Below are 23,550 nucleotides of genomic sequence, written 5' to 3'. Positions count from 1 at the left end.
TGCCCGGTGGTCAGGCCGCGGCGGCGAGGGGGCGTCCGCCCCAGCGGATGCCCTTCACGGCGGATGCGGGCGCGTTCGCGGTGTTCGGCGGCCAGGGCGTCTCGGTGCCGGGCGTTGGCGTTGCGCCAGCGCAGGTAAGCGTGCAGGGCTCGGGGCTGAACCGTGTGGTTGTGGTGGTGGGAGTTGGCGATGGTGAACTGCCGCAGCGGCCCGAAGTGGGCTTCGATCGGATTGGCCCAGGACGCGTAGGTTGGGGTGAAGCACTGCTCGACTCGGTTCTTCCTCACCCAGCGTCGGATGTCGGCGCCCTGTGCGCGGACAGGTCGTCAAGGATCACGTAGATCGGAGCGCCGTCGGGCCGGGCGGCGCGGATCGACTTCAACGCGGCCAACGTGTTCACGGCCCCCTTCCTGCGGCGGTTCACGCCCCACAGCGTGTCGTCGCCGACCGAGTGACAGCCGTGGAAGTGCCGGACTCCATGGGTGCGGTGGTAGGTGGCCGGCAATCGGTCGGGGCGCCCTTGCTCGGCCCAGCCCGGACCGGTGGACCGGATCCCGAGCGGACCGAACTCGTCGAACCCTCGCAGTCGCGGCGAGCGCGGGAGCAGCCCTCGTGGGGGCGCGTCTGAATCTCACGACTCATTCGGAAGATGTGAGTCCGATTTTTCAGGGCCTATCCGCCTTGTTGCTCTCATTTACGCATGGGTAACCTAGCTGGTGATCAACACAGTGACCTGCAGGAAGAGGACTCTCCCCATGCGCAACCACACTCGGGCCGGCGTCATACTCACCGCCTCCCTCCTCACCGCCGCGGGCCTGGCGGCTCCGGCTTCAGCCGCCGGGTCGGCCGCTGCGGTCCGCAACGCGGGCCCCTCCTGCACCTCGCTCTCCAACGGGACGCTCTGCGTGGGCATCATCGACGGCGGCCGCACCGTAAACCTTGTGTACGGGAAGACCGGTGGCTCCCCGGTGACCGTGAAGTTCGGTTACCGGAAGGGCAGCACGAAGCACGTCAGCAACGCGTACACGGTCAAGAAGGGAGACACGAAGACGTACAAGTTCAAGAACCAGAACCTGGGCTGCAGCACCATCTACGGTCTCCTGTCAGTTGCGGATCAGGGCAACTTCGAGACGCCGGGTCTTCACAACACCGGCTGTTAACCATCATCCTCGCCGCCCGGCGTCCACGGCGCCGGGCGGCGAGCGTTGTTTTTTACGGACTGCCCTAGCGTCCAAGATGTATCCGCTGCCCCTGCCCGCGGGGGAGCTGGACGCCCTGTGGCCGGTCCTTCCAATCGCTCCGCCGCGCCGTTGCCGGAGAGACGGAGATGACCGGCGAGTTCGCCGCCCACCCGGCCAAATGTCGTCAGGCGTTCCAGGTCACGATCGACTTCGGCTTCGTGCCGGTCGACGCAATCGCCGGCTTCCTCCCCGAGGAGGAAGCCATCGACCTGGTCCAGCCGATGGGGTTCTGCGACTGCGGCCGGCTCGCCCTGGACGACGACCTCACCCGCAGCGCCCTCAGCGGCGTTGCCACAGAAAACATGACCGCCTGTCAGGGCTTGGTGCTGGCCGCGATCGACTACGCCCACCGCACCTTCGGGTGCGCCGGGCTCAGCGCCCTCGTCCACGAACTCGCGGAAGGCGACCGAGCGACGTTCGAGCCTCCTCCATTGACCGCCCTCATGGACCGCATCCGCATGAGTACCAGACAGAAAACGGCCACGCCGGACACAGCCGAGTCCCCGACGCCGTGACATGGCCGAGGAGCGCCGGTGTACTTCTCGTGGGTGATGGCGCGCTCCCACACTGTCTCGAACGAATCGGCGCACAATGCAGCCGCGGCCGGATCGTCGGTGCGTTCATTGCCCACCTATTCGCCGAGCCCGGTGAACAGGTTGAACCGAACCACGCGTTCGTCCAGGAGCCAGAAGTCGCTGCCGGGCAGTGGGATTCGGAGGCGTGCCGGCGGGGGCAGTCAGCGAACGTCTTCGCATCGCGGCCCACACCCAACTCCGCCTCGCCCGGCCCCTCGCGGTCGACCTTCGCCGACCCTGGGAGAAGCCGGCCGAGCCCGGCAGGCTCACTCCCGTCCGAGTCCGCCGGGGGTTCAGAAACCTCCGCCCGAACTTGCGCTGCCCGGCCCGTGCGCCGAAACCCAACCGCCCCGGCCTGGGGCCACCGCCCCATTCCCTTGGCCATGGCCACAACCCTACTCAGCGTCTGGTCGGACCTCGTCACGCGCTTCCAAGGCGGCTCTCAGACCATGAAAAAGAACAAGCTCAGAAGTCGCTTCTGAACCCGGTACGGCCGGGTCAGAGCTCACACAGCCGGGAGGGGCGGACAACGGATCCGTTCGCTGTACGGTCACCGGACGGGAATGCGAACGGATCGCATGGGGCTCTTGGGGCCGCTGAGGCAGGGAGCAAGTTCCTCCGGAACAAGTGGCCCAGAGCTGCCATTGGCGGCCAGGAAGACCAGCCAGAGCCTCCCCATCCGACGGCAGCGGGGAAGGCCGGCCAGAGGTTCAGAAAGAACTTCTAAGGCCACCGGGCCGGTGTCCCCGTCCGCCCGCGGCGGGCTCTGCAGAACGGCCCCGGTCGCGGGCCGGACGACGGTTGACGGGCTCTGCCGGGTGGGGATGCCGGGCGGCCGCCCGCGCCATACGCTCGACATATGTCCGATTTCATCTCCGCAGGCGCGTCAGCCGAGGACCTTCCCGCACCGGCCGAGGGCCTGCTGCTCACGCACTTCCTCACAGTCGGTGACGTCCCCAGCTCGCGGGCGTTCTACGCCGATGTGCTGGGTGGGCAGGTGGTGCTGGACGAGAACCCCTGCATCATCAAGGTCGCCAACAGCTGGATCATCATGAACCCCGGCGGCGGGCCCACCGACGACAAACCCGACGTCGTCCTTCGCACACCGGAGGACCCCCACACCGTCTCCAGCTTCTTGAACGTACGGGTGGCGAACATCCACGGGTTCTACGCGGCGGCCAGGGCCAAGGGAGCGGAGTTCCTCACCCCACCCATCGACCGGCGCGCCGAGCTGCGCTGCTACATGCGGGACCCGGACGGCTACCTCATCGAGGTCGGACAGTCCACGGGCCTGCTGAAGGGCATCCTGGCGCGCACCGACACCAAAACCTGACCACTGAACGGCGTCTCACGAGAGAGGCATCCTTCATGGCACACCACCAGATCCCTGGTCTCGATCCGACCGCGACGCCCAGCGGAACCGGGTGCGTGGAGTGCTCGGCGGGGGACGGACCGGGGTGGTGGTTCCACCTACGGCGCTGCGCCGCCTGCGGGCACATCGGATGCTGCGACTCCTCGCCCGCGCAGCATGGCACGAAGCACGCGCGCCAGACCGGACACCCCCTGCTGACCAGCTTCGAACCGGGTGAGGACTGGTTCTGGAACATCGAGACCGATCAGTACTACGAGGGGCCGGAGCTGGCCCCGCCCACCGCCCACCCGGCCTCGCAGTCCACTCCGGGCCCCTGGGACAAGGTCCCTGGGGACTGGGAGCGGCAGCTCCACTGAGAAGCTGATTCTGAACCTCTGGCCGGCCTTCCCCGCTGCCGTCGGATGGGGATGCTCTGGCTGGTCTTCCTGGCCGCCAATGGCAGCTCTGGGCCAAGTTGTCCCGTCTCATTTGATCTTGTCGATGGTCGAGGCTGTGACGTGGGCTGATGCAGGGATGGCTGCGACGGGACTTCTGTGGAGTCTCAGCTGACGTTGTCGCTTATGAGCGTTCGCATGGGCTGTCTCACTTGAAGTTGTCGGTCAGTCAGCTCTACCACCGAGGTCCCGGCCCTCGTCCCGGGTTCTGCGGTTCTGTCCTGCCCGGCGGAGGAGGTCACGGACCCGGACGAGCATCAGCCTGCGTGCGCCGCGCGGTGAAGCTGCCGGAGCACGCAGTGACGGTGCACGCCTCCGGGCGCACAGCCGAGGGGGTACCGCGCGTGGGTGTGGGAGCGGTGCGGCATGCGCTACGACGGGCCGCCCGGGGGGCCCGGGCGGGCGGCGGTAAGAGTGTGCGACGCTGATGCGATGTCGCTCGCCGCTGACCCTGCAGAGCCGATAGCGCCCGATCCGGTGCGTGAGGTGCCGGACACGCTGCTCACCCAGTCCTGGCTCGACCTGTCGTTCCTGCACTGGGCCGCCGACCCTGCGGACGTGGCGCCGCTGCTGCCGGCCGGGACCGTGCCGGACACCCACGACGGGCTCACCTACGTCGGCCTGGTGGCGTTCCGGATGTACCGGGTGGGCTGGTTCAGAATGCCGGGTATCCCGTACCTCGGCACCTTTCCAGAGACCAACGTGCGGCTCTACTCGGTGGACCGGCACGGCCGACGCGGCGTGGTGTTCCGCTCTCTGGAGGCATCGCGGCTGCTACCGGTGGCCTTCGCCCGCAGCGCCTGCCGGCTGCCCTACATGTGGGCCAGGATGGCGATCCACCGCGACGCGGACACCGTCAGCTACACCAGCAGCCGACGCTGGCCGGGGCCGCGCGGGGTGCGCTGTCGGATCGAGGTGCGGGTCGGCGAGCGGATCGAGGAACCGACTGCCCTCGAACACTTCCTGACCGCCCGCTGGGGGATGCACCACGCCTTCTTCGGCCGGCCGGTGTATCTGCCCAACACCCACCCGCGCTGGCCACTGCACCGGGCCGAACTCCTGCACTGCGAAGATGAGTTGGTGACCGCCGCCGGGCTGCCGTCGCCGGTCGGACCGCCGGTGAGCGTGCTGTACTCCCCCGGCGTGCCGGTCCGCTTCGGCCGCCCTGCCCGCCCGGGCGGCCTGCCCACCCCCTGAGCCCCCGCAGGCGGCGGCCGGGCGCTAGCCGAGAGCTTGATGGCCCGATCTTCGACGCCTCTCAGCGCGCATCCGTGACCGGGTAGTACATCGACTGCTGTACGAACTTGACGTTACCGCGCTCCTTGGCCATGAGGGCGAGTGCGGCGGTCATGTTCCCGCAAACCGATTCCACGGCCACCACCATGCGCTCTGCATTCAGCCCCTTGGACTCGGTGACGCACTGGGTGAGTTGAAGCCCGCCGACTGATGCAGGCTTCCAACAAAGGCCTAGATGATCTATTCCAAGGGGTCAGTTGTCCTTTGACAGCGAACCCAGTCACTGCGTCGTCCAACCCAGTCGATGCCGCCGGCGTCGCCCGGCACACCAGCTTCAGCGGAGCTGTCGATGCTGCTCCTCCGCAGTTGCTGGGCCGATGCGGACTTTAGCGACGGGCAGCGCCACCGCCCCAGCCCCCGCAATGACCGGTGCAAGAGGCCACTTGCACAGGGAAAACGCAACTTCGACATGGCCCGCAGAGGCCGCTACCTTCACCTGGTCTTCGGCGATCGCCCACGGTCGCGCAGGAGTTCCCTCAGGCTGAGCCACCCGTGTCGGGATGGGTTGGTCACGCCCCACGAATCCTCGCCCCCATGCGTAAGCCACCGACCCAGGTCCCCACCAGGCACCCCCAACCAGGGAGAGACGCATGCCCCATCTTGCTCTGTACACATTCGGCGTCCTGAAGTCACCTCTCGCCGATCCCGCACCTCTCACGCGCGAGTTCTACGACATTGGTGAGGCCGTCTACCGGGAGATCAGTCAGCACCCCGGATACGTTGCTCATGCTGAGGCGGCAGACGGTGACCGGGGCGCGCTCTTCGAGGCGGACTGGGGTGCATGGGGAGAGTTCGCTGTACCGGCTTGGTACGGCAAGGGCCATACGGTGGAAACCACCGCCCTGGCCGCGTCCCTCTCACTCTGGACCGACCTGCGCCCCGCCTTCGACGCCATCTACACCGGTCTGCACCGAGAGGCGCTGAACAGGCGTTACGACTGGTTCGAGAGGACAGGACACCCGGCTTACGTGTTCTGGTGGGTCTCCGACGGCGTGATACCCACCTGGCAGGACGGGGTTTCCAGGCTGGAACGCCTCCACGCCCACGGCTCCGCACCGCACGCCTTCACCTTCCACCACTCGTTCGCCCCGGAGGGAACTCCGACCAGGATCAAAGGCATCGGGCCGCAGAGCGACCAGGTTCGCTGACAAGGAAGCCTGAACGACTGGGTTCGCTGTCAACCGCCTCGATTGAATGGCGGCGAACATCAGTGATCGAACGCGGTCTGCGAGCGTAGGACGTCTTGTCCGGCGTGGTCGTTGTGCCATATCGCCGCGGTCAGGGCGAGGATGCGCTGCATGACGCGGGCGATGACGCCGTTGGGTGTGCGTCCGCGGTGGTAGTTCGAGGTCGAGCTGACCTTGAAGGTCTCGTTGATCGACTCGATGAACTGCCGCAGATGCTTGAAGAGATCTACGCCCGGCCTCTCCTGTTCGCCTTTGCGCTTCGGCCGCAGCAACTGGGTGCCCCGCGAGCTGAGTTCACCTTCGAAGGCCACGCCGAAGTAGTTCTTGTCGCGGATCAGCGTCTGGCCGGGACGGTCGTGCGGGAGGTCTGGTTCGGCCGCGAGGAGGTCCAGCAGCGCTCGCGTTCGTCGACCTTGGCCCCGGTCAGCGCGAAGGCGACGGGCAGGCATTCACTTTCGAGGACGCTGACACGCTCCTGCTCTACACCGACGGCATCATCGAGGCCCGCTCGCCCGACGGCGCCTTCTATCCGCTCGCCGAGCGGGTGGCCCCATCGACCAGCAGCGGTCCTGAGGCACTGCTGCATCACATCCGCGCCGACCTCCTGGCCCATGTCGGAGGGCAGTTGAACGATGACGCGACTGCGGTGGCAATCCAACGCTCGCCCAAACTCGACCCCGGCCACCAGCTAAAGAAGATCGTCGACATCAGCTCGCCCGACCACGCTGACTGAGCAGGCTCAAGCCTTCACAAGGCGCCGCGCGACGTGTCGCTCAGCCGGTTCGGCGTCACGACGAAGCGCCTGTCGCATGGCGCCGCTCTCACCGCCTCGGGGCTGGAGTGGCAGCACCCCCGGGGCCCGGCGTTTTGCAGCCGCGCCGGCCAACGCCGTGGGCGTCAACCAGACGCGCCCACAGGCGCAGACAGCCTGGCCACAGGTCCTGTGGCACCTACGTCTGTGGCCCCCAGCGCTCAAGCACCCACCCCTACCAAGGGTCTTTGACCATCTCACCACCACCCGCGCCCTACCGGCCTCGCGCCCGCAGGCTGATAACGGCAACCCAGGCACAGTCCCAGAGTCTTGCCCCCGCCGGGAGCGGCGGGCGGGAGACCGCATCCTCCGGCTACGGGGGAGGTCAAGCATTGGGCACACGGAGGGGGTTCGGGTTCGGCGTACTAGGTGCTCGGCTCGCATCGTTGGCCGGGTAATCGACCGGTTGCCCGGCAGTCGGCAGGCCAGGGCGGCCAGGTGCGCCGCCGGCTGTGCACGCGATTCATGTCGCCTGAAGTCGTGCGGTTCCGGGGGCTGTGCGTGGACCGATGTCGACGTGTGGTGCGCGTGAGCGTCAGCGTCCCTGTGTGTCCCAGTTCGCGAGCACGGCGTCGGCGGCGGCGTGCAGGTGCCGTGCTGATGTGCCGTCACATACCTGTGTCGAAATGCCGAGCAAGAAGCCGTGGATCATGGACGTGACGCCGTCCACGTCGGTGTCTTCGGCGAGTTCTCCTGCGGCGATGCCGCGTACGATGCACGCCCTGATGCGTGCTCGGTCCGCTGCGCGGCGCGCCGCTACGACCTTTCGCGCTCCGGCCTCGCCTGCTCCCGGTGCCCGGACCGTCCCCGAGAGGGCGACGAGGCATCCGCGAGGGTGGGATGTGTCGGTCTGCATGTTGATCGACCCGTGGAGGAGCCGGGCGATGCCCTCGCGGGGACTTTCCGCCTCGTCGGCCACGACATCGGTGACGCTGCCCGGTCCGGCGATGTAGTGCTCAACGGCCTTCTCGAACAGCCCCTCCTTCGAGCCGAAGGCGCCGTAGAGGCTCGCGGAGGACAGCCCCGTGGTCTCGCGGAGCTGGGCCAGCGATGTCGCTTCATAGCCCTGTTCCCAGAACAGCAGCATCGCGGCCTCCAGGACGGCCTCCATGTCGAAGATGCGGGGACGGCCGACAGGGGACACGGCGAACCTCCTCTATTGCGGACTGACTGATCCAGTTTGACACCCGTAAGACCCGTCTATCAATATCGGATCAGTCAATCCATAACTAGTGGAGGAGTCCGACCGATGACCACAACGTGCCCCACGCCGGTCCGCGAGCGAGCGCACAAGTCGTTCCCCGTTCCGGCACTGGTGGTGATGGCGTGTACCGGATTCATCGTGATCATGACCGAGACACTGCCGGCGGGGCTGCTCCCGCAGCTCGCTGCCGGACTCGACGTCTCCGAAGGCGGCGCCGGCCAGCTCGTGAGCGCCTACGCGATCGGAACGGTCCTCTCGGCGATACCCGCGATCGCGCTGACGCGCGGGGCACGGCGGAAGCCGCTCCTCCTTGCGGGCCTGCTCGGGTTCCTTGTCGCGAACGTCGTCACCGCGGTATCACCTTCGTTCACCGTCGCTCTTGTCGCCCGGTTCGTCGGGGGAGCCTTCTCCGGGCTGCTGTGGGGCATGCTCGCCGGATACGCCCGGCGTATCGCCGCACCTGAGCACGCCGGGCGTGCCCTTGCCATCGCCATGACCGGAACCCCGGTCGCACTCGGCGTCGGAACACCACTTGGCGCCTGGCTGGGCTCGACGGTCGGGTGGCGCTGGTCCTTCGCCGCGATGTCACTGCTCAGCGTCATCGTCATGGTCTTCGCGAAGTTCCTCGTGCCCGACGCCCCGGGGCAGTCGGCGCAGACGCGCGCTCCGCTCAGCCGAGTGCTGGGCCTTCCCGGCGTGGCGACCATCCTCGCCGTCGTATTCGTCTGGATGCTCGCGCACAACCTGCTCTACACCTACATCGCTTCCTATCTGCAGCAGATGCGTCTCGCCCTCCGGCCCGACGTCACGCTTCTCGTCTTCGGCGTCGCTGCGCTCGGAGGTATCTGGATCACCGGCGTGTTCATCGACCGCGCGCTTCGCAGGCTCACCCTGGCGAGTGTGATCCTGTTCATCGTCGCCGGGGGACTTCTTGCCGCCGCGCAGCAGTCCACTGTGCTCGTGCTGCTCGCGATCGTCCTGTGGGGCCTCGCGTTCGGCGGCTCGGCGACGCAGCTGCAGACGGCCCTGGGGGAGGCCGCGGGCGAGAACGCCGATGCGGCGAACGCGATGCTGACGACATCGTTCAACGTGGCGATCTTTGCCGGTGGTGCTGTGGGGGCTGTGGTCGTCGATGGCGTGGGCGCACCGGTTCTTCCAGCCGGGATGATCGCTCTCACACTCATGGCGCTCGTCATGGTCGGATTCGGCCGGCGCGCAGCATTCCCCGCAGGGCGTTGATCGAGAACTGACCGGACCACTCCTCGCGGCTTGTCATGCAGCCTTGGACGGGTATGCGGTCCACTGGCGGATTGGCGAGTCGGGGGCGAAGTGGTCTTGGGCTCGGCGCGGGCGTTGCGCCGGCGCATGTAGGCGGCGATGGCGGCGTTCTACTCCTCGTGGGTGCGGTGGTCGGTGCCGTTGAGGGCGAAGTAGCGCAGAGCCGCGAAATCCGATTCGATCCATCTCAGCCAGGATCCGTAGGTCGGCAGGAAGACCAGCTCGACGTCGTTGGCAGCGGCCCAGCTGAGGACCTCGGCGTGCTTGTGGGGGGAGAAGTTGTCCAGGACGACGTACAGCTTCTCCCCAGGCCAGCGGGAGCGAAGGGTCTTGAGCAGGCCGAGGAACTCTCGCCGGCGTTTGCGCTGCCGGATCCTGTAGTAGGTCTTGCCAGTGGCCAGGTCGAGGGCGGCAAGCATGTACATCACGCCGCCGTACCGGTTTCAAGTGGCCCGCAGCCGACGGGGCTTGCCTACTGGACGCCAGGTCCTGCCCTTGCTTGGCTGAAGTTTGAGAGGGCCGAACTCGTCGATGCATATCACCCGGCCGTCGGCCGGCGGGGTGTCGTACAGGGCCAAGACCCGGTGCATCTTGGCGATGAAGTTCGGATCGGTAGAGGCCTTCCACGTGGTTGTGGCCTGCAGGAGATCTTGCCGGAGCGCAGGATGCGGCGCATCGCCTCCCGGCTGATTTTCGGACGCGTGCCGTTGGACGAGGTGGTCGGCGAGCTTGGACAAGCTCCAGGTGGCAAAGCCGGTCAGGCCCCAGTCGGCGGGGGACGTCCGGGCGATCAGGCAGATGTGCGCGCGCACCCGCTCACTGATCGTCCTGGGGCGTCCCCCGCTCCATTTTGGCTCCAGCGCGTCGAACCCTCGCTCGTTGAAGGCGTGGATGACATCGCGGACGTAGTCCTCACCGACCTGCATCAGCGAGGTGATTTCCTTGACCGTCTGGCCCTGGACGGACATCAGCACCACGATCGCCCGCCGCAGCCGGACCGGATCCTTCGCGGTCCGGCTGATCCGCAGCAGGCGGCGGCCCTCCTCCATGCTGACCGGACGGATGAACACACTCGGTCGACGTCCCACGATCACCTCCACGATCAAGTCCTGGAGACTGTCTGCTGATCATCAGACGGAACGTCGATTACCCACCCAACGCTGCGAGACGAGCCACTAGGTCAGCTGTTGGTGGCCGGCCGGACAGCGAAGGACCACGGTCACAAGGCGCGACGCGAAGCGTTCGTCAAAGCGTCAGCGGTGTGGGCCCGATGTGGCAGACGTGCGGCCGACGGATCCGCCAGCGACCAGCGGCAGCGGGAGGGAGCGCGGGAGGAACTCCCACCCCTGCACGCGCCCGGAGTGCAGTGGTGCACCGGACAACTGATTCCATCGACCCCCATCCGAGCCGCGGCAACGGCCGCTGAAGCAGTCACGCTGGCTCGGTCCGGGCGGACTCCCAGCGTCGGATCCCTCGCGCCGTACCCGCCATGCGATCGAAGTCCAGATCCGCCGAGCCAGCAGTCACTGACTGTGTGCCAGAACGCGACGGTCAGCAGAATGCGGTCCTCCAGCGGCAGCCCCCAGGGTCGGCCCTTGCGGGCCGGATCCGCACCGTCGTGCCGTAGCTTGGTGAGCAGCCTGCCGAACTGCACTCGTAGCATGTAGCGGTGCTGATCTACGACGAACTGACAGCGGCAGAACGTGCGTTGTGGGATTCCTTCCCCGAAGGGCGGTGGGTGGATCTGCGGACCGCGGCGCCTGAGGACGACGATCCCGCCAGAGGGGCGCATTGGGGGCCGGAGCGCACAGTCCGCGCCGAGGTCGTGGCTGCCCTCCTGCTGGGCCGCAACACGGAGCGGTCGAGCACTGTCGCTTCCCTGCAGCTCGCAGGCGCACGGATCACTGGCCGCCTCGATCTGGCCGGTGCGGAGATCAGCCACCTGCTCTGGCTGAGGGAATGCCGGTTGGAGCAGGCAGTCAGCTTCTACGCGGCCTCCACGCGGACAATCCGGATCACGAGCAGTTGGGTCCCCGGCGTGGACGCCGGACTGGCCCGCATCGAGGGCCATCTCGACCTGAACAAGTCCGTGATGGAAACAGGCCGTCTCTCCCTTATCAACGCTCATGTGGCTGGAGAGCTCGACCTGAACGAGGCGCGGATATCGGCGTCCGGGCAATGGGCGGTATTCGCGGGTGGCCTGGTCATGGGCGGCGGCATCTTCTGCCAGAAGGGCTTCACCACGCACGGCGGGGTGCGGCTGCCGGGCGCGCAATTGTCCGGTGGCCTGTTCATGCAGGGTGCACGCCTGGAGAGCCCTGGCGGCCTGGCACTGATTGCGGACAACGTGACTGCCACGGTGGTGGACATGTCCGAAGGCTTCAGCGCGGTGGGAACTCTACGGCTACGGGGTACTCAGATATCGGATCTGCTGACCCTTGAGGGAGCCACCCTCCGCGATGGCGACACGGCGCTGTTCGGCGTCGGAATGCAGGTGGGAACCTTCGACTTCAGCCTCGCCGCAAGGCCAACGGGAGCGGTGGACCTGCAGGGTGCCAGGGCAACTGTTCTGCACGACGGCGAGCAGAGCTGGCCGGAGGAGGTACGACTGGATGGCTTCGTCTACGGCTCTCTCCGCTCCGGCAGGACACCCCTGCAGGAGGATGTTGCCCACCGCCTGTCGTGGATCCGCCGGAACCCGGGCTATGCCCCGCAGCCGTACGAGCAGCTTGCCGCCTGTTACCGCCAGGCCGGCCACGACGACGATGCCCGGACGGTGCTGCTGGAGAAGCAACGCCACCGCCGCCGCACCCTGAACCGGCCCGGACGGGTATGGGGATACCTGCTCGACGCCGCCGTCGGGTACGGCTATCGGCCCTGGCTGGCCGCCTTGTGGATGACCGCGCTCTGCCTGCTCGGCAGCCTGGTGTTCAGCGCCCGCTCGCCGATTCAGACGAAGGCCGGAGAGGGCGACCCGTTCAACCCCTTCATCTACACCGTCGACTTGCTCTTCCCCATCGGTGACTTCGGCCAGCGCAGCGCATGGCATTGGACTGGGGCGACACAGTGGCTCTCGTACCTACTGATCGCGGTCGGCTGGCTCCTCACCACAGCCGTTGTCGCTGGGGTATCCCGCACCCTGAACAGGAACTGACAGACCCGACGCGTTCACGCGCTCAGCGATAAGTGATAAGTGATGAATGATCTCGGAGGTTGTCCTCAGCGGATGTCGCGCCGGCCGGACGCACTCCGCATTCGTCAGATCGCCCCTTCAGTAGCCGAGCCGGGCCGTCCAGCCGTCAGCCGAGCGAAGCGCCGAATCAACCAGGTAACAGGCGAGCTCAGCTGACCCGGGAACACGGATGCCAACGGTTCACTGACGGATGGAAGAGCATGGGGGTCAACTGGGGCACCGTCGGCATACCACGCTGTGTGCCAGGGTGGCGGACATGGAATGGCAGGCTGAGAGCCCAGAACTCTGGGCGTTCCTGGAGTCGCTGCACCCTGGCGAGATCCTGTCCGGCACCGTCGCGGCGATCAAACAGTTCGGGGTCTTCGTGGACCTGGACGACGGACCTGACCATCCCACGCTGCCCGGCGTCGGGTTCATCTCGATCCCCGAACTGTCCTGGCGACGCATCAACTCTCCCACCGATGTCATCGAGGTCGGACAAGGTGTCTCCTGCGAGTTCCTCCAGTTCGACACCTACAACGCGGAGGCCAGGCTGTCTCTGCGCGCACTGCAGCCCGACCCCTTCCAGGCCTTCGCCGACCGGACGGTGGTGGGGCAGGCGCTGCGTGGGACGGTCGTCAGGGTGCTTTCCTTCGGTGGCTTCGTCGACATCGGGGACGGAATCGTCGGGCTGGTGCCCTTCAAAGAGGTCCATGGCAGACCTGCCGCCGGCCGGCCGGAAGCCTTCCAACCCGGCGACGAAATATCCGTCGTCGTCACGAACGTGGAGCCGCTGCATCGGAGGGTGTTCCTCTCCAGGCCAGAGGAAATGTGATGCCGGCCCGGTCGCTAACGGCGCCGGGGCGTTCCGCTCCCCTCACAGCCGGAGCCGGCCGGTGACGACTTCCTGACGCCCGCTGTGCACGCCGGAGTGCCCGCGCTGTGGGCCTCGTTCAGCACCTGGAGCATCGCTGGGACGTACGCTCGCCATACCGTCAGGGCCCTGGTGCGCGATGCGCGGCCGGTTGGCGAACCGCCCCCTCGCCGGGGCTACCCACCTTTCACGACAACTCCGACGACCGTTGGCCAGAAGCCACCCCGCAAGGCAACGCCTTCGCCGCCCCTGCCCTCCTATCGCGTGTACTCGTACGCAAAAGAGTCGTACGCATACCCTGTTGTGGAGGTACATCATGCGACGGTTGAGAACGGCGTCCACGGCGCTCGTCCTGGCGGGCGTGGGGCTGGTCGGCGGGGCCGGGGTGGCCCAGGCAGCGACCGGTCCGGTGGGCAAGGCCGCCCCGGCCACGGCCTGCTCGACCGCCTGGGGAAGCGGCACCAAGTCGGCCGCCAACCAGAGCACCAAGCCGCTGAAGAACATCACGACCAGCCAGAACCCCTGCTTTGACCGCATGGTCTTCGACATCGGCAGCGGACCGGACAAGACGGGCTACCACGTCGGTTACGTTGGCGCCTTCCACCAGGACGGGTCCGGGGAGCGGATACCGGTCGGCGGCGGGGCCATCCTCCAGGTCTACGTGTCCACGCCGAGCTACGACCCGGCGTCCGGCCGGCTCACCTACGCCGGGAAGGCAGGCAAGCCGCTGCCGGGGGTGAACATCTCCGGCTACAAGACGTTCAAGGACACCAAGTTCGGGGCGAGCTTCGAGGGCCAGACGCAGGTCGGCCTGGGCGTGCGCGCCAAGTTGCCGTTCCGCGTGCTGCAGTCCGGAGGCCAGCTGATCGTGGACGTCGCGCACACCTGGTGACACACCCCGGCACGCACAGTCGGGGCGCGGGGTCCTGCCCGGAGTCCAGGGGAAGAGCCGTGAATCGGTGAGGTTCATCCCCAAGGGTGAGGTCCAGGGAGGATGGTGGATTTTGGTGCGGCGGGAGGAAATGATCAAGCTCCGGAGCCTGCTGATTGGGCTGCGGCCGGGGCGTCAAGATCGCATCGTGGCACCGATCGAAGGGCTGGGGCCGATGGCAACAGGCACTGTGAAGTGGTTCAACGCCGACAAGGGGTACGGCTTCATCAGCCAGGACGATGGAGGCGCAGACGCGTTCGTACACTTCTCAGCCATCCAGACCAACGGATACAGAGGCTTGGAAGAGAACCAGCGGGTGGAGTTCGAGGTCACCCAGGGACAGAAGGGTCCGCAAGCGGAAATGGTCCGCCCCTTGTAGCCCCTTCCTCGCATCTGCGCTCTCCAGGAACCAGTCGAGGAGAGCGCAGCCCCGGATTCGCCAAAAACATCACCTTCGGCGTCTCCGGGGCCTACTGCTGCTCTCGGTTGCAGTTGCGCGTCGAACTCATTCGAGTGTCTTTCGGAGCGCTCGCATTCGACCAGGGCGGCTGTCCTGTGCCACCAAGCACATGTGCCCCTGCCCAGTGCAGGGGCACAGCAGGTTCTGTGACTGAACGCTTCGGTTGGCGAGTTGAGCAGTGCACGCCCGCCCACGCGAACGTCACGGCCCAGCGCTGCGGCGTCGCGTGAGTTGCAGGTGCAGGCGCAGGCGCAGGCGCAGGCGCAGGCGCAGGCGCAGGCGCAGGCGCAGATCGTAGCCCGTTCGAGTCACATTTCAGCAGATCTCCTCTTTTGGCTACCGCATTTCCGGTAGCTAATGGATCTCTCCCTCCCCCCATGACTGAGGAGCCCTCGTGCTGTGTCGTCGTGCTCTGGGCAGGCGTACCGTGGCAACACTCTTCGCCGCGATCACCGCTGCTCTTCCCCTCACCCTGTATCCCGGCACGGCAGCTGCCGACCGGCAGTCGTTGCGTGAACTGCCGACAAGGCCGGCCGCCGACAACGGTGAGGTGATGAGCGCGGAGCCAGGCGCCTTCTACCTCGATCCCCTCAAGGCCTTCAAGGTCAAGGCGAGCGTCAACCGGATCATGTACCGCACGACCGACCGTGTGGGGAAGCCCATCGCGGTCACCGGCACCGTGCTGGTCCCCAAGACTCCCCAGCACGGCCCACGGCCGATCATCGCCTTCGCGCCCGGCACCCAGGGACTGGCGGACAAGTGCGCCCCCTCCCGCCAAATGGCCGAAGGCACCGAGTACGAGGCGCTGCCCATCAAGAAGCTCCTCGACCAGGGCTATGCCGTCGTGGTGACCGACTATCAGGGACTAGGCACACCCGGAGTCCACACGTACATGAACCGCGAGGTGCAGGGCCGCGCCGTCCTGGACTCCATCCGAGCAGCCCAGCGCCTGGACGTCGCGGATCTCCCGGATGCCGGCCCGGTCGCACTGTACGGCTACTCCCAGGGCGGCGGCGCGGCGGCGTCCGCCGCCGAGCTCGCCCATACCTACGCGCCCGAACTGAAGATCAAGGGCGCCGTCGTCGGCGCTCCCCCCGCGGATATGAACAAGGTGGCCGACAGCCTTGACGGTTCCGCCTACTCCGCGTTCTTCAACTACGCCCTCTCCGGCCTCGCCGCCGGGTACGGCATCGACATCGACCCGTACCTGAACTCCCGGGGGGAGCGGGTGACGAGTGACCTGCGGGACAACCAGTGCACCACGCAGGCCATCGGCAAGTACCCGTTCCTGCAATCCCGTTTTCTGACCGTGGACGGACGTCCGCTGACGGAGCGGCTCAAGCGCGCTCCGTGGAACACGATCGTGGCGGAACAGCAGCTCGGCAAGCGCAAGCCCGCACTGCCCATCCTGCTCTCCCACAGCGTCCTGGATGACGTCATCCCTCACCAGGTCGGCAAGACTCTGGCCGCCGACTGGTGCCGCCAGGGCGCGACGGTGAAGTTCGCCAGTAACTACATTCCCACCCACATCGCCGCCACCGAGGGGGCGGTCGCCGAGGGCATCCCCTGGCTCGCGGACCGCTTCTCCGGCAAGGCCGCACCGAGCACCTGCTGAGCAGGTCACTGGCCTGGCCCCAGGTCCGGGCGGCGACCGCCCGGACCTTGCTCCCGGTGCGCTGATTCGCCCCTGCCCGAGGAAAGGGGCGACAGGTGCAATCACCGGGTGGTGCCGTCGGCGCGGCGCCCGTTGTCGCGGAAGTAGTGCTCGCCCAGGCCCTGCGCGGCGATTTCAGGAGCTGGGCCTCGGCGGCGCCTTGGTCGCGGGCCTCGAACAGCCGCTCCGCCCAGCGCAGTGACAGCGCTTGGGTGATGTAGCGGATCCGGGCGTCGCCGGTGGTGCCCGGGGCTGCGGTGAAGCCCAAGCGGGCCCGGGTGGAGACGACGATTCCGCCCGTACTGGCCGACTTCTTCTTGGCCTTGGCCCGGATCTGCGGCTGCCACCGCTTTTTGACCTCACGCTCTATGCGCGCGGCGAGGTCCTCGCGGGGCCGCTTGAGCTTCCCGACCACGTACCGCTCCACGGTCCGCTGCGACACCCCGAGGTCTGGGCGACGGCCTTCGTGGTCCTGAGCTCCCGGCGCGCGTCCAGCGCCTTGGCGATCTGCGCCTGACTCAGCCCGGCCGCCTCGCGCAACCTCTTGCGCTCCGAAGGAGCCGGCAGATCATCCTGCGCAACTTGCTCCAACAGCACGTCAACGGCGCTGAACAGCTCGTTCTCAATCGACACAGAGGTCACCTCCGGCAGGCACTCCACCTCAATCGCGCCTCATCGCGTATCGCTTCACTCTTCAATCGCTCTTGAATCGCTCGTAGTTCGCGCGACGCAGCACGAGGGCACAGCAGGCACGCGTTGCAGGTGTCTGCTGTTGATCCTTCGCAGCGAGAGTCGAGCACTCTCACCAAAGGCTGGTCGATGGGATGCTTTCTCAACCAGGTTGAGCGGGCTGGTCAGAGCACAGATCGGCGATGGGGCTGACGTCCGCCTGCAGTGAGCGGACGACAGCCCCGGTCAGCGCATGACGGGAGGGGTCAGCTGGGGAGCCGGTCGATGAGCCAGGTGCACAGCTCCTCGGTGATGGCCGTGTGCGCGGTGGTGGTGGATGAACAGAGGAACTCGTCCAGCTCGCTCTCCTCCGGGTCCAGCCCGTTAACGCTCGCGTACAGGTCGTCCTGCTTGTCGATGTCGCGGATCGCGACCGCGCTGACCGAAGGGACGAAGCACACGTCCTCGTGCCGCAGGTCCGCCTTGCCGCCAAACTTCTCCATCGCTTGGGCGAGGATCTTGTAGGTGTGCAGGGTTCCGCCCGGCGCGCCGTCCAGTTCCGGGAAGCCGTCGGTCGTGATGGTCTTCTCGGCCTTGGGGAGCCTGCGGTTGAGGTAGGCGGCCGTCACGTCGTTGCCCTGGGCCTGGGTGTAGAAGGTGGTGCCCGGGTAGATCCGGTCGACCCGCAGTGCGACCTCGCCGGCCTTCACCTCCGGCATGCCGACTCCGTCGCCGCGACCATTCGCCACAGCGATCTTCCTCGGGATCTGCGGCCACCTGCCGACCTGGTCCAGGGCGTCCAGGAACTGCGTGCGCAGCGGGGAGACACCGATCTTGCCGGTGTCCCGGTCGTAGTGCTGCCACAGCATCTGGCACGCGGCCGGGCTGCTCATCTGCCTCGCGAAGGCGTTCTGGAAGGGGATGAAGTGGGAGAACGCCTGCACGCCGACGGGGATGGAAGCGCCTCGGTGCGGGCTGTCGTAGGAGAAGTACAGCTCGGTCTGGTGGTCGATGCGCTGCGTCTCCATGCGGGCGAGCGCGTAGCGGGTGACGATGCCGCCCATGCTGAAGCCGCCGACGACCAGGCGGGCGTTACCCTGCCGCTCGGCGATGGCCCGCATGACGGCGGCCTCGGCTGCCTTTGCGTTGTCCAGGATCGACGCGCTGCGCTCATCGAAGCCGAGCAGGATCACGTCCCTGCCGCGCCGACGCAGCTCGGAGATGAACTGATAGCCGCTCTCCAACCCGTGGTAGAGCACGTCGAGCTTGCTCCGGCCGAGGTTGAAACCGTCAGCCATGATCACGGGACGGACAAGGCCGCTGTTGCCCTCACCGGGAAAGACCCAGGCGAAGCCGTTCGGAAGGGGCCACTCCTCGTGCTCCGGTACCTTGATCGGCCCGGCGGGCTCGACGGTCAGCGGACCGCCGAGAGTGAACGAACCGACGTCGGGCTCGGTCGTCGCGGACATGGTGGTGCTCCTTGCGTGAGGGGTGGGACAGACGACGCCATCATGGAGGACGATTCGGGCGCATCACTCCTCTGAGCTGCGGAGTTCACCACATCTGATGGAGCACGGCCAGGAAGTGTTTGACGCACCTGGCATGTGCCCGTGGCCTGTTCTCATCGCTCGTCCGTTCCACGCCGAACCGACACCAAGACAGCACGACAGCGCCAAGGAGAACCGCTCGCCAGTCACCCCGCGCCCACGCCCGGGCCAATCCACGCCGCGCCGCCGGCATCGCGCAACCAGGCCACGCGCTGGGGCACTTGGCGCCGCACCCCGACTGACCGAGGTGCCTCCCTGTGGAATCACCATCAGGGCCGTGGACTACTTACAGAAACGGTTGCGAGTCCCCGGTTGAGTGAGCCGGGGACTCGCAGGGGAACTCGCCGCCCGCCGGCGCCAGGTACATGAAGCACCGCGCATGTGCGGCACCATGCCGTCATGACGACTACCCGGGCTCCTATGCCGGCCTGCGGCCCCCGGCGAGACGCCGCGGGCCGCAGGAGGAACTGCGCCGAGAGGCCAGGTGCGTCGCCACGATGCCCGGCGGCTGGTGGCTGGTGGCTGGTGGCCGTAGTCTCCGGGCTCCAGCGTCTGCGCATGCCTGCACGCCGTCGGCGACGACGGGGGTAGAGAACCTGTCCCGGCTTTGGCGAGCGCTCAGTCGCGGGAGCTTTCCCGGGGCGTTCGGCGGGAGGGGTCTTGGGTGGCTGCCCAGGACGCGAGCAGCCGCAGAGCCTCTTCGGAGGGAGATCCCGGTTCGGCGGCGTAGATGGTCAGGTCGTGCACGGCCCGGTTGGGCAGGGGCAGGTCCAGGGAGTGGTAGGTCAGCTCCAGGTCGCCGACCTCGGGGTGTCTGAGTCGCTTGATGCCGTCGTGGCGGATGCGGACATCGTGCGCAGCCCACTGGGTGCGGAACTCGGAGCTGAGGGTGGAGAGTTCACCGATGAGTTCGCGCAGGGCTCGGTCATTCGGCTCTCGCCCGGCTTCAGCGCGTAGCAGCGCGACGGTGGCGTGGGCGGCGGCGTCCCAGTCGACGAAGAAGTGACGGGCGCCCGGATCGAGGAAGTGGAACCGGGCGATATTGGCCCGGCCCCGCTTGTCAGTGGTGTCGCTGTCGAACATGGGCGCGTGCACGGCTCGGGCCAGTGCGTTGTGGGCGACGACGTCCATGCGGCCGTTGCGCACGAACGCGGAGGACATCGTCATGGAGTCGAGCATCCACTGAACACGGGGCGGGACCTCGACGTCCTTGCGGCGCGGTGGAGTGCGGCGGGCCGGCCGGGCGGCCTTGGCCAGGTCGAACAGGTAGGTGCGCTCGTCCTCGTCCAGCCGCAGCGCCTGGGCCACCGCGGCGAGGACATCCTCGGACACCCCGCTGATGTGGCCCTTTTCCAGCCTTGAATACCACTCGGTGCTCACGCCGGCGAGGACAGCGACCTCCTCTCTCCGCAGCCCCGGAACCCGGCGTCGGCCGCTGGTGGGCAGCCCGACCTGCTCCGGGGTGATCTTGGCGCGCCGGCTGGCGAGAAAGTCCCGGATCTCGGATCGGTTATCGGGGCGTGGGTCCATGACTTCCACGGTAGTCACGGGGCGGCGCGGAGGGAGGTTGAGCTTGTACCCCCCATAACCTCGACCTTTTTCGCGCGTGACGAGACGGGTTTCGTGAGAGTCGACAGCTTGACCACGACCCCCGCTGGAGATGAAGCATGAGCACGCGAGGAGGGCTCCTCGACGCCCCCGGCGAGGTGCGCACCGAAGGCCCGGAGCGCGCGCCCGCCCGGCTTCCGCTGGTGATCTACGCGCTGGCCCTGGGCACGTTCCTGATGGGCACCACCGAGTTCGTGGTGGCAGGCTTGCTGCCGCAGATCGCGGGTGACCTGCGGGTGAGCGTGGCCCAGGCGGGGCTGTTGATCACGGTCTTCGCGGTCGGGATGGTCGTCGGGGCGCCGCTGATGGCGATGCTGACGCTGCGGCTGCCCAGGCGGTTCACGCTCATCCTTGCCCTGGCCGTGTTCGCTGTCGGTCATGTCATCGTCGCGCTGGGTTCCAGCTTCGCGCTGTTGCTGGCGGCTCGGTTCTTGACGGCGATGGCGACCGGGGCGTTCTGGGCGGTGGCCAACGTGGTGGCCGCCCGTGCCGCCGGGCCGGCCGCGAGCTCGCGCGCCCTCGGCGTGGTGGGCTCCGGTGCCATGCTCGCCAACGTCGCCGGAGTACCGGCGGGCGCCTTCGCCGGGCAGCTGATGGGCTGGCGGGGCCCTTTCTGGGCGCTGGCGGCACTCGCCGTCGCCGCCACGGTGCTCATCGCACGGGCCGTCCCGCACGATGCCCCCGATCACCAGGCAGTGTCGGTCCGCTCCGAGGTTTCCGCCATGCGCTCCGGCCGCCTGTGGCTTGCCCTGGCAGCCTGCGCGACCACCACCGGCGGTGTCCTGTCGACGTACTCCTACATCGCGCCGCTCCTGACCGACCGGGCCCATCTCGCGGCAGGTCTGGTGCCGCTGGTATTGGTCGGCTTCGGCATCGGCGCCCTGCTGGGCTTCCTCGTCGGCGGCCGTCTCGGAGACGTCCGTCCTCACGCGACGACCATCGTGGCGGCCACGGTGACCACCGTCCTGCTGGGGGCAATCTGCCTGCTGTCCGGCTTCACCGTGCCCACCATCGTGCTGGTGGCGCTCTTGGGGCTGTTCGGGCTCGGCGCCAACCCGGTGTTGATCTCCCTGGCCGTCCGCTTCGCGGGCCATGCCCCCACGCTGGGCTCGGCCCTGACCGTCTCGGCGTTCAACCTCGGCACCGCCGCCGGCTCCTGGATCGCCGGCCTGTCCCTCGGCTCCCCTCTGGGAGCCACCGGGCCTGCGGCGGTCGGCGCCGTCATCGCCGCGCTGACCCTGATCCCCACGGTCACGATCGCGCTCACCCACCGACGCCGCCCGGCGACCTCCGCCCTGCACGGGCGCGGGGATGCCGAGGCCGCGTCCGTCCACATCCCTTGATCCCCTCGATGTCACCACACGGCACTCGCCGGAGGCATCCCCAGTGCAGCTTCTGCTGCATCAACACCGCTCCCTAAAGGAGAAACACCATGCGCGCAACCATCCTCCACGCACCTGGCGATGTCCGGGTGGAAGAGATCGACGACCCGAAAATCACCGCCCCCACCGATGCGATCATCCGGCTGTCGGCCTCCTGCGTCTGCGGCTCGGACCTGTGGCCCTACCGCGGCGTCGACGCCGTCGAGAAGCCAATGCCGATGGGGCACGAGTACGTCGGGATCGTCGAGGAGGTCGGCAGCGAGGTCACAGGCGTCAAGCCCGGCCAGTACGTCGTCGGCTCCTTCGTCGCCTCCTGCGGCACCTGCGAGATCTGCCGCTCGGGCTACCCCTCTTCCTGCGTGAACCGCGTCTTCATGGCCCAGGTCGGCACCCAGTCCGAGCGCGCCCTGATCCCCCACGCCGACGGCACCCTCGTGCCGCTGCCGGGAACCCCTGACCGAGACCTGATCCCCGACCTCCTGGCCGCCTCCGACGTACTGGGCACCGGATGGTTCGGCGCGGTAGCGGCCGAGGCCGGCCCAGGCAAGACAGTCGCGGTTGTCGGCGACGGCGCTGTCGGCCTGCTCGCGGTCCTGGCCGCCAGGCAGCTCGGCGCAGAGCGCATCATCGCCATGAGCCGCCACGAGCCCCGGCAGAAGCTCGCCCGCGAATTCGGTGCCACCGACATCGTCACGGAGCGCGGCGACGCAGGAGTGGCCAAGATCAAGGAACTGACCGGCGGCCTGGGCGCCCACTCCGTCGTGGAGGCCGTCGGCACCCAGGAGTCGATGCAGCAGGCCCTGCGCTCCACCCGGCCGGGCGGGCACATGGGCTTTGTCGGCGTCAACCACGACGTCGCCCTCAGCGGCGAGGAGCTCTTCTTCTCCCAGGTCCACGTGGTCGGTGGCCCGGCCCCCGTACGCAACTTCCTGCCCCAGCTGATCGACCTGATCTGGCAGCGGAAGATCAACCCCGGCAAGGTCTTCGACCTCACCCTCCCCCTCGACCAGGCCGCCGACGCATACAGGGCCATGGACGAACGCCGCGCCATCAAGGCCCTGCTCACCTTCTAGGCCCCCCGGGACCTGGTCAGTCAGTCCCCCGGACCATCCTCTTCCACCACCCCCGGCTGAATCACGCAATGGGCGCAGCCCATTGCCGGCCGGGGTGGTGGTGTGTCGAAGCTGTAGCGGCCCAGCAAGTTGAGGTTCAAGCGAGGACGGGGTCCCGTCCTTGGCGACGTAGGCCAGGCGGGTCACGTCACGAGCCAGCAGCTCCTGGCTGATCGGGCGGTTCAGACCTCGCTGATCTGGTTCGGCTGCATGGTTCGGTTTCTCCTTCTCAGCGCAGTTGCTCGGCCAGTCCGACGATGATGCCCTCCGGGCCGCGGACGTAGCAGAGCAGATAGCTGTCCTCGAACCGGGCGATCTCGCCGAGGAGTTCGGCGCCGTGAGGGCGCAGGCGGGCAACGGTGTCCTCGAGGTCGTCGACGGCGAACATGACGCGGTGCGTGCCCAGAATGTTGTGCGGTCGGTTGCGCGGCTCGGCGCTGATCACCGCGGGGCTGCGGTACTTCGCCAGCTCGAGCCGGCTGTGACCGTCCGGGGTGCGGACCATCGCGATGTCACAGCGGACGCCGTCGAGTCCGGTGCACTGGTCGGCGACGAGGCCCTCGACCTCCGCCCTGCCCTCCAGCTCCATACCGAGTTCCACGAAGAACGCGATGGCGGCATCCATGTCCTCGACGACGATGCCGACGTTGTCCATCCGCTGAATCGCCATGCGGGTTTCTCCTTCTTCCTCGTGCGGCCGGTGGTGGCCGCTGATGTCCCTGGGACGGAGCCGGTGGCACGTT

General features: G+C 67.7%; 22 protein-coding genes and 5 pseudogenes. 16 read left to right on the top strand and 11 right to left on the bottom strand.

Annotated features, from left to right (window positions below; all coding sequences use genetic code 11):
* Window positions 1-10: 10 nt before the first annotated feature.
* A pseudogene (locus ACH4FH_RS32945) lies at window positions 11-607 on the bottom strand (transposase); the annotation flags it as partial.
* Between the two features lie 148 nt (window positions 608-755).
* On the opposite strand from ACH4FH_RS32945, the gene ACH4FH_RS32940 reads away from it, so the two are divergent.
* The 6 genes and pseudogenes from ACH4FH_RS32940 to ACH4FH_RS32915 all read left to right on the top strand — a co-directional run bounded on the left by ACH4FH_RS32940 (window position 756) and on the right by ACH4FH_RS32915 (window position 4,819).
* Complete coding sequence (locus ACH4FH_RS32940; protein ID WP_398559608.1) at window positions 756-1,160, top strand: hypothetical protein; 405 nt, start codon at window positions 756-758, stop codon at window positions 1,158-1,160.
* Between the two features lie 167 nt (window positions 1,161-1,327).
* Window positions 1,328-1,756: a hypothetical protein gene (locus ACH4FH_RS32935; RefSeq protein WP_398559607.1), complete on the top strand. Its 429-nt coding sequence runs from the start codon at window positions 1,328-1,330 to the stop codon at window positions 1,754-1,756.
* 232 nt (window positions 1,757-1,988) lie between these two features.
* Window positions 1,989-2,186: pseudogene (locus tag ACH4FH_RS32930) on the top strand (transposase); the annotation flags it as partial.
* A gap of 489 nt (window positions 2,187-2,675) precedes the next feature.
* The gene (locus ACH4FH_RS32925; RefSeq protein WP_398559606.1) at window positions 2,676-3,149 is read left to right on the top strand and encodes a VOC family protein; all 474 of its coding nucleotides are present in this window, start codon (window positions 2,676-2,678) and stop codon (window positions 3,147-3,149) included.
* Window positions 3,150-3,184: 35 nt separating this feature from the next.
* A complete protein-coding gene (locus ACH4FH_RS32920) occupies window positions 3,185-3,544 on the top strand; it encodes a UBP-type zinc finger domain-containing protein (protein WP_398559605.1) in 360 nt (119 codons plus the stop codon).
* A gap of 510 nt (window positions 3,545-4,054) precedes the next feature.
* Window positions 4,055-4,819, top strand: a complete 765-nt coding sequence (locus ACH4FH_RS32915; protein ID WP_398559604.1) for a YqjF family protein — start codon at window positions 4,055-4,057, stop codon at window positions 4,817-4,819.
* Between the two features lie 67 nt (window positions 4,820-4,886).
* Here ACH4FH_RS32915 and ACH4FH_RS32910 read toward each other — a convergent pair.
* Window positions 4,887-5,030, bottom strand: a pseudogene (locus tag ACH4FH_RS32910) (alpha/beta hydrolase fold domain-containing protein); the annotation flags it as partial.
* Window positions 5,031-5,508: 478 nt separating this feature from the next.
* On the opposite strand from ACH4FH_RS32910, the gene ACH4FH_RS32905 reads away from it, so the two are divergent.
* A complete protein-coding gene (locus ACH4FH_RS32905) occupies window positions 5,509-6,066 on the top strand; it encodes a DUF3291 domain-containing protein (RefSeq protein ID WP_398559603.1) in 558 nt (185 codons plus the stop codon).
* A 59-nt stretch (window positions 6,067-6,125) separates the two neighbouring features.
* Here ACH4FH_RS32905 and ACH4FH_RS32900 read toward each other — a convergent pair whose 3' ends face one another.
* On the bottom strand, window positions 6,126-6,416 hold the full coding sequence (locus ACH4FH_RS32900) for a hypothetical protein (RefSeq protein WP_398559602.1): 291 nt from the start codon (window positions 6,414-6,416) through the stop codon (window positions 6,126-6,128).
* Window positions 6,417-6,472: 56 nt separating this feature from the next.
* On the opposite strand from ACH4FH_RS32900, the gene ACH4FH_RS32895 reads away from it, so the two are divergent.
* The gene (locus tag ACH4FH_RS32895; RefSeq protein ID WP_398559647.1) at window positions 6,473-6,838 is read left to right on the top strand and encodes a SpoIIE family protein phosphatase; all 366 of its coding nucleotides are present in this window, start codon (window positions 6,473-6,475) and stop codon (window positions 6,836-6,838) included.
* Window positions 6,839-7,451: 613 nt separating this feature from the next.
* Here ACH4FH_RS32895 and ACH4FH_RS32890 read toward each other — a convergent pair.
* Window positions 7,452-8,060, bottom strand: a complete 609-nt coding sequence (locus ACH4FH_RS32890) for a TetR/AcrR family transcriptional regulator (protein WP_398559601.1) — start codon at window positions 8,058-8,060, stop codon at window positions 7,452-7,454.
* Window positions 8,061-8,165: 105 nt separating this feature from the next.
* Between ACH4FH_RS32890 and ACH4FH_RS32885 the strand changes: the two genes are divergently transcribed.
* A complete protein-coding gene (locus ACH4FH_RS32885; RefSeq protein WP_398559600.1) occupies window positions 8,166-9,359 on the top strand; it encodes an MFS transporter in 1,194 nt (397 codons plus the stop codon).
* Window positions 9,360-9,508: 149 nt separating this feature from the next.
* Here the strand turns inward: ACH4FH_RS32885 and ACH4FH_RS32880 are convergent, their stop codons facing one another.
* The 3 genes and pseudogenes from ACH4FH_RS32880 to ACH4FH_RS32870 form a co-directional block, all read right to left on the bottom strand.
* Window positions 9,509-9,823 carry a transposase gene (locus ACH4FH_RS32880; RefSeq protein WP_398559599.1) on the bottom strand — a complete coding sequence of 105 codons (315 nt, stop codon included), beginning with the start codon at window positions 9,821-9,823 and terminating at the stop codon, window positions 9,509-9,511.
* A gap of 18 nt (window positions 9,824-9,841) precedes the next feature.
* Window positions 9,842-10,486, bottom strand: a complete 645-nt coding sequence (locus tag ACH4FH_RS32875; RefSeq protein WP_398559598.1) for a helix-turn-helix domain-containing protein — start codon at window positions 10,484-10,486, stop codon at window positions 9,842-9,844.
* Between the two features lie 443 nt (window positions 10,487-10,929).
* Window positions 10,930-11,061 (bottom strand): annotated as a pseudogene (locus ACH4FH_RS32870) (IS5/IS1182 family transposase); the annotation flags it as partial.
* Between the two features lie 6 nt (window positions 11,062-11,067).
* Here ACH4FH_RS32870 and ACH4FH_RS32865 point away from each other — a divergent pair.
* The 5 genes from ACH4FH_RS32865 (at window position 11,068) to ACH4FH_RS32845 (ending at window position 16,450) form a co-directional block, all read left to right on the top strand.
* Complete coding sequence (locus ACH4FH_RS32865) at window positions 11,068-12,552, top strand: oxidoreductase (protein ID WP_398559597.1); 1,485 nt, start codon at window positions 11,068-11,070, stop codon at window positions 12,550-12,552.
* A gap of 295 nt (window positions 12,553-12,847) precedes the next feature.
* Window positions 12,848-13,405 carry a S1 RNA-binding domain-containing protein gene (locus ACH4FH_RS32860; RefSeq protein WP_398559596.1) on the top strand — a complete coding sequence of 186 codons (558 nt, stop codon included), beginning with the start codon at window positions 12,848-12,850 and terminating at the stop codon, window positions 13,403-13,405.
* A gap of 355 nt (window positions 13,406-13,760) precedes the next feature.
* A complete protein-coding gene (locus ACH4FH_RS32855; protein WP_398559595.1) occupies window positions 13,761-14,336 on the top strand; it encodes a hypothetical protein in 576 nt (191 codons plus the stop codon).
* Window positions 14,337-14,550: 214 nt separating this feature from the next.
* On the top strand, window positions 14,551-14,754 hold the full coding sequence (locus tag ACH4FH_RS32850) for a cold-shock protein (RefSeq protein WP_398559646.1): 204 nt from the start codon (window positions 14,551-14,553) through the stop codon (window positions 14,752-14,754).
* 508 nt (window positions 14,755-15,262) lie between these two features.
* A complete protein-coding gene (locus ACH4FH_RS32845) occupies window positions 15,263-16,450 on the top strand; it encodes an alpha/beta fold hydrolase (RefSeq protein WP_398559594.1) in 1,188 nt (395 codons plus the stop codon).
* A gap of 101 nt (window positions 16,451-16,551) precedes the next feature.
* On the opposite strand, the pseudogene tpg reads toward ACH4FH_RS32845, so the two are convergent.
* The 3 genes and pseudogenes from tpg to ACH4FH_RS32830 form a co-directional block, all read right to left on the bottom strand.
* A pseudogene (gene tpg / locus ACH4FH_RS32840) lies at window positions 16,552-17,011 on the bottom strand (telomere-protecting terminal protein Tpg).
* A gap of 413 nt (window positions 17,012-17,424) precedes the next feature.
* The gene (locus tag ACH4FH_RS32835) at window positions 17,425-18,627 is read right to left on the bottom strand and encodes an esterase/lipase family protein (RefSeq protein ID WP_398559593.1); all 1,203 of its coding nucleotides are present in this window, start codon (window positions 18,625-18,627) and stop codon (window positions 17,425-17,427) included.
* A 696-nt stretch (window positions 18,628-19,323) separates the two neighbouring features.
* Window positions 19,324-20,235, bottom strand: a complete 912-nt coding sequence (locus ACH4FH_RS32830) for a helix-turn-helix transcriptional regulator (protein WP_398559592.1) — start codon at window positions 20,233-20,235, stop codon at window positions 19,324-19,326.
* A gap of 137 nt (window positions 20,236-20,372) precedes the next feature.
* On the opposite strand from ACH4FH_RS32830, the gene ACH4FH_RS32825 reads away from it, so the two are divergent.
* Together ACH4FH_RS32825 and ACH4FH_RS32820 are read left to right on the top strand one after the other, a co-directional pair.
* The gene (locus ACH4FH_RS32825; RefSeq protein ID WP_398559591.1) at window positions 20,373-21,656 is read left to right on the top strand and encodes an MFS transporter; all 1,284 of its coding nucleotides are present in this window, start codon (window positions 20,373-20,375) and stop codon (window positions 21,654-21,656) included.
* Window positions 21,657-21,745: 89 nt separating this feature from the next.
* Window positions 21,746-22,768 carry a zinc-dependent alcohol dehydrogenase family protein gene (locus tag ACH4FH_RS32820; RefSeq protein WP_398559590.1) on the top strand — a complete coding sequence of 341 codons (1,023 nt, stop codon included), beginning with the start codon at window positions 21,746-21,748 and terminating at the stop codon, window positions 22,766-22,768.
* Between the two features lie 268 nt (window positions 22,769-23,036).
* On the opposite strand, the gene ACH4FH_RS32815 is transcribed toward ACH4FH_RS32820, so the two are convergent.
* Window positions 23,037-23,477, bottom strand: coding sequence for a VOC family protein (locus ACH4FH_RS32815; protein ID WP_398559589.1), 441 nt, complete (start codon window positions 23,475-23,477; stop codon window positions 23,037-23,039).
* Between the last annotated feature and the right edge of the window lie 73 nt (window positions 23,478-23,550).

Origin of the sequence: Streptomyces sp. NPDC017993 (assembly GCF_044328065.1) — a bacterium.
GTDB lineage: Bacteria > Actinomycetota > Actinomycetes > Streptomycetales > Streptomycetaceae > Streptomyces.
The sequence above is the reverse complement of the archived record's forward strand: the minus strand, read 5'-3'. Positions and strand labels throughout refer to the sequence as shown.